General features: G+C 74.5%; 4 protein-coding genes and 1 pseudogene. 3 read left to right on the plus strand and 2 right to left on the minus strand.

Going from position 1 to position 5,291, the window contains the following annotated elements:
• Positions 1 to 114: 114 nt before the first annotated feature.
• Positions 115 to 1,635 carry a GNAT family N-acetyltransferase gene (locus tag VR45_RS48720; protein ID WP_234326031.1) on the minus strand — a complete coding sequence of 507 codons (1,521 nt, stop codon included), beginning with the start codon at positions 1,633 to 1,635 and terminating at the stop codon, positions 115 to 117.
• 266 nt (positions 1,636 to 1,901) lie between these two features.
• Between VR45_RS48720 and ptlI the strand changes: the two genes are divergently transcribed.
• Both ptlI and VR45_RS18350 read left to right on the plus strand, forming a co-directional pair.
• The gene (gene ptlI, locus VR45_RS18345; RefSeq protein ID WP_234326032.1) at positions 1,902 to 3,317 is read left to right on the plus strand and encodes a pentalenene oxygenase; all 1,416 of its coding nucleotides are present in this window, start codon (positions 1,902 to 1,904) and stop codon (positions 3,315 to 3,317) included.
• Between the two features lie 26 nt (positions 3,318 to 3,343).
• Positions 3,344 to 3,607, plus strand: a complete 264-nt coding sequence (locus VR45_RS18350; RefSeq protein ID WP_045940869.1) for a hypothetical protein — start codon at positions 3,344 to 3,346, stop codon at positions 3,605 to 3,607.
• A gap of 108 nt (positions 3,608 to 3,715) precedes the next feature.
• Here VR45_RS18350 and VR45_RS18355 read toward each other — a convergent pair whose 3' ends face one another.
• The gene (locus tag VR45_RS18355) at positions 3,716 to 4,813 is read right to left on the minus strand and encodes a hypothetical protein (RefSeq protein WP_045940870.1); all 1,098 of its coding nucleotides are present in this window, start codon (positions 4,811 to 4,813) and stop codon (positions 3,716 to 3,718) included.
• Between the two features lie 356 nt (positions 4,814 to 5,169).
• Here VR45_RS18355 and VR45_RS48725 point away from each other — a divergent pair.
• Positions 5,170 to 5,291: pseudogene (locus VR45_RS48725) on the plus strand (GNAT family N-acetyltransferase); the annotation flags it as partial.

The following is a 5,291-nucleotide window of genomic DNA, read 5'->3' on the forward strand; positions in this document are numbered from 1 at the left end:
GTGTCGGCTCCCGGACCGAACTCGCCGCCCTGCTGGCCGCCTGAGGCGGGGCGGCGCCGAGGGCGGGCGGGGCGGCCCCGAGGGGGTGGCGCCCCCGGGGGAACGGTCGGCCGTTCAGGCGGTCGGGGCCGTTTCCGGCGCCGACCAGATCAGGCGGGTCTGGGAGACCCGGTAGCCGGCCCGGGCGAAGGCGGCGGCCATCGGGGCGTTGTCGGTGTCCGTGGTGGCCGTGATCAGCTCGGCCCCCGCCTCCGCCTGGACCCGGGTGATCTCGGCCAGCACCTCGTCGACGTACCCCCGGCCGCGCAGTTCGGGGACCACGCCGAGGTAGCCGACGTTGCGGTTGTACGGCGTCGCCGACGGCAGGGCCAGACCGGCCACCTCGCCGTCGGGGGTGCGGGCGATCCGCCACCAGGAGCGCTCCCCCGGGCAGCCGAGGTAGAAGTCCACCTCCTCCTGGGCGGTGGCCTCGGCCCCCATCAGGGCGATGTTGCGGCGGGTCTCGCCGTCCAGGCTGCCCACCGCGATCCGTCGGAAGACGTCGAGGAACTCATCGTCCGTGCCCTCGGTGAAGGTCAGCCGCCCGCTGGAGGCCGGCAGTCCGGCCTCGGGCGTCCACTCCAGGCGCAGCCGTTCCACCACGTCGGTGAGCCCGGCGGCCAGCGCGGCGTCGCGCCGCCAGTCGGTGGCTGCGACCGCGGCCGGGTCCTCGCGCCAGCCCTGCGGGAGCGTCAGGTTGTAGAGCGGGAGCTTGGCCGCGCCCTGCTCGGTGAAGGCCCGCAGGCCGGCCCGGACCAGGTCGGCGCCGAGCGCGGCGCGGTCCTCGACCGAGGGGTCGACGTACAGGCAGTCCAGGGCGAGCGGGTGTTCGCCGGTGGCGTGGCCCCACCACAGGGCGCGGGCCAGTACCCGGCCGTCCTGTTCGGCGATCCAGGTCCACTCCGGGCGGTACATGCCCTCCTTCAGTTCCTCCAGGTAGCGGTCGGCCTCGATCCAGCCGACCGGCTCGTCGACGGTGACGGCGGTGACCCGGTCGAGGTCGGCCTCGGTGATGGGGCGCAGCTGCATACGGTTCTCCTTCGTGTAGGTGGTGAGGGTGACGCCGGAGCTGAAGACCCGGGAGTCGGTCAGGGTGAAGGCGGTGGGCCGGAACGGGGCGCGGAACAGCGGGACGCCGGAGCCGGTGGCCAAGGGGTGGCGCTCGACGACCAGTTCGTCGATCTCCTCGATCAGCTGTCCGGCGAGGTCCGCGCCGCCGCGCAGCCAGATGCCCGCGCCGTCCTGGGCCTTGAGCGCGCGGACGAAGGCCACGGGGTCACCGGGGACGAGCTCCACGGCGGGGTCGAGACCGTCGGGAGTGTTGGAGAAGAGGTACTGGGTGAGGTGCGGGTAGGGGCTGGTGCCGTCGGCGGCGAGGCCGGATTCGTAGCCGGCGCGGTCCATCAGGACGGTGTCGAAGCGCCGGCCGGCGGTGGGGTTCGAAGCCCCGCCGCCGTGGGCCGGGACGGTCTCGGGGTACTCGGCCAGCCGTGCGGCGGCGAGGTCGCCCTCGAAGGGGAGGAAGTCGGACTTGCCGTCGGGTCCCGCGACGAAGCCGTCGAGGGTGGTGCCGACGTAGTAGGTGAGCTGGCGCACGCGGCCTGCTTTCGTTCTCGGTGCTGGGGTGACGTCACTGACACTAGGTCGGCCGCCGGACGACCGGCTTCAGTCATGCCGACGTAATGTGACCGGTCGCCGCCCGGCCGACCGGGGTCGTCCCGCCGCACGCCGCTCCCGGCAGGCACGTCCTTCGGACCGCGTGCCCCCGCCGGGCTTCACCTGGGCGGCCGAAGGGCCGATGCAGTACCCGGGGCGCGCCGCCGAGCGGGTGCGGCGCGGGCCCGGGGACGAGGAGGAACGCGTTGGCAGAGCGGACGTTCGTGGTCGGGACGGCCCTCGGAGCGGTGCCGGGGGTCGGGCACGCCTGGCAGATGATGCGCAGCCCGGTCCGGTTCATGACCGCGCTGGCCGCCCACGGCGACCTGGTGCGGATCAGGCTCGGCCCGTCCACGGCGTACGTGCCCTGCCATCCCGAACTGCTGCGCCGGGTGCTGACCGGCGACCAAGTCTACGACAAGGGCGGGGTCTTCTACGACCGGGCCCGCGACCTCGCCGGCAACGGCCTGGTCACCTGCCCGTACCAGGACCACCGCCGGCAGCGGCGGCTGATGCAGAGCGCCTTCACCCGCCCGCAGCTGCGGCACTACGCCGAGGCGATGCACACCGAGATCGAGGCCACCACGGCACGCTGGCGGGACGGCCAGGTGATCGAGGCGTTCCCCGAGCTGTACGGGCTGGCGCTGCGGGTGGTGGCCCGCACGCTCTGGTCGACCGCGCTCGACGAGGGGCTCACCCGGGGCGTGGAGCGGGCCTTCGACACGGTGCTGAACGGGCTGTTCCGGCAGATGTTCCTGCCCCGGTCGCTGCGCCGCCTGCCGACCCCGGCCAACCAGCGCTACCGCACGGCGCTGCGGCAGCTGCACGAGGTGACCGAGCGGCTGATCGCCGGGTACGAGGGGAACCCCGGGTCGACGGCCGGGGCGACCCCGGACCTGCTCGGCGCGTTGCTCGCGGCCCGGGACGAGGACGGCGGGCGGCTGACCGACGCCGAGGTGCACGACCAGGTGATCACCGTGATGGCGGCGGGCACCGAGACGGTGGCCGCCACGCTGGTGTGGGTCCTCCTCCGGCTGTCGCGGCACCCGGAGGTCGCCGAGGAGCTGTACCGGGAGATCGACACCGTCCTCGGCGGGCGCCCGGTGGGCTGGGAGGACCTTCCCGCCCTCCCCCTGACCGGTCGGGTGATCACCGAGACCCTCCGACTCCACCCGCCCGGCTGGCTCTTCACCCGCCTGACCACCACCGGCACCGAGCTGGCGGGCGTCCCGCTGCCGAGCGGCTCCACCCTCGTCTTCAGCCCCGCCGCCGTGGCCCGCAACCCGGAGGCTTTCCCGCGGCCGGACGAGTTCCGCCCCGACCGCTGGCGGCCCGAGGAGGAGTCGCCGCTCGCCCGCCAGGCGTTCACCGCGTTCGGTGGCGGCGCCCGCAAGTGCCTGGGCGACCTGTACGCGCGGACCGAGGCCACCCTCGTCCTCGCCACCGTCCTCTCGTCCTCGCCACCGTCCTCTCCCGCTGGCGGCTGGCCCCCGAGCCGGACGCCGATGTCCGCGCCGTCCCGCTCGCCACCGTCTATCGGCCGCGACGGCTGCGCCTGCGGCTGTCGGAGCGTGAGCCGCTGCCGAGCCCGGCGGGCGCACCGTACGGGTGCGACGGCATGACGGGCCCGGGTGCAACGGCATGACGGGTGGCCCCGCCCGGCCGGACCGGCTTCGCGCTCGGGCTCGTGATGGCCGTCAACCAGGTGGCCGTGATCCTCGCCCCGCCCGCCCTCGGCCTGCTGCGGAACACCACCGGCGGCTGCACCGCCGCGTCGAGCGCCCTCGCCGTGGCGACGGCCGGGACGGTGGCGGTCACGGCCCGAGGGGGGCAGCGGCGCGGCCCGGACGCCTCCCGCTCCGGCCGCCCGCTGCTCGGGCCGGGCGGGACGGCACCTCGTTCGCCGGCCTGAGGCCCTGAACCGCGTGGGCCGACGTGACCGGCCCCGGGCCTCTCCTCGGCGCGGCGCGGCGCGGCACGGCGCGGCACGGCGGGAGAGGCCGGGGATGCCGGGGGCGGGTCAGTACCGCAGGTCGGCGGCGATCCGGCCGGCGTCCGAGAGAGTGCCGTCGGGGACGAAGGAGACCTGCGCACCGGTGTCGAGGGCGCGCTCGATCACCTCGTCGACGATGTCCTCGCGCGCCCCCGACTGCTCGGCCTCGGCGGGCACCAGGTGGTCGCCCTCGTCGCGGACGGTGACCCGGAAGTTCTCCTCCACCACCAGTTGGGCGACCCGCCCCTCGGCGGCGGTCTGCCAGACCTCGTCCAGTCCGGCCGCGAACGCCTGACGGCCGCGGGCCTTGTCGAGCCGGGCGAGGGCGTCGGAGATCCCGGCGTCCGCATGCGCGCGGACGGCGGGCTCGACCACCTTGCGGACCGTCTCGGCGTCCGCCTGGGCGAGGCCGCCGTGCGGGATCTGCGCGGTGGCACCGCGAGCGATCGGCCCTGCGCCGTCCAGCAGGGCGAGGGCCGCCGCCTCGCCGACCACGTACAGCGGACGCGGGTCGGCGGCCAGCACCTTGCCGAGCTCGCTCTCCGCCTGCCGCAGGAAGGTCTTGGTCTCCTCGTCCTGGAAGGTGCTGGGCTTGTCGCCGATCCGCTCCTGCCGCTCCGGGTCGGGGTTCTCGTACTGGCGCACCAGCGGGAAGCCGTGCCGGGTGTCCTCCGCGACCCGCTCGCTGTTGCCGCCCCACAGCAGCACCCGGTCGGCGGCGAGCGCGAGCACCCAGTGCGGCCGCTCGGCCGCCTGGGCGGCGACCAGATTGCGGGTCAGGAAGGTGTCGGACAGCACCACCCGGGCGGGCGCGGTCCGGCCCAGCGACCAGACGTGGTGCTCGCCCGGTGCGACCAGGATCGCCAGGCCGTCCTCGGCGTGCACCAGGTCGACCTCGGCGAGCGCCCGGTCGAGCTGCTCCAGCACATCGATCCGGACGGCGCGGGAGACCTCCGGATCCTCCTCGATCCGCTTCTTCGCCGCGGCCGCCAGGGTGCGCAGCCGGACCGGGTCCTGCGCGTTGTCGGGCTCCCGGCGGTGCGTGGGCATCAGGATCGACACGGCCGGGTACGGCCTCGGGCGGCGCAGCTCGGCGAGGACGTCGGGGGTGAGAGCGGGGTACATGGGGGCCCTTTCCGAAGGCGGTTCGGCCTTCTGCGGGTGGACGCACACATCATGGATTTTGTCCCAATCATCACCAATTTACCCATTGGCGGAACGTGTTGTGGGACCTCGCGTGCCCGTGCCGTCGTCGGCCGTCGCGCCGGCTCGGCCCGCGGGGCGGCGAGCAGCACCTTCCCGTAAATCCGTGGACGGACCGGAGGAGGGTCACGTACGGTGGCGCCACGCCTTGAGACGAACGGAAGGAGGCGAGTGCCGTGCAGTCCATACCTTTCCAGCGCTCCCTCTTCCGCTGTCCCGGCGTGCTTCGTCAGTCCTGACCGGGAGCGCTCCAAGCAGCCCGCATCCCGGAGGAATCCATGACCGGTACGGTCATCCGCACGCTTTCCGCGAGCGAAGCCCACCTGTTCGACGCACACCCCGACCCCTTGGGCGCCCGCGAGGGCCACCGACGCACCACGTTCCGCCCCGACTGGCAGCG

This window comes from Streptomyces sp. NRRL S-495 (assembly GCF_000966955.1).
GTDB lineage: Bacteria > Actinomycetota > Actinomycetes > Streptomycetales > Streptomycetaceae > Kitasatospora > Kitasatospora purpeofusca.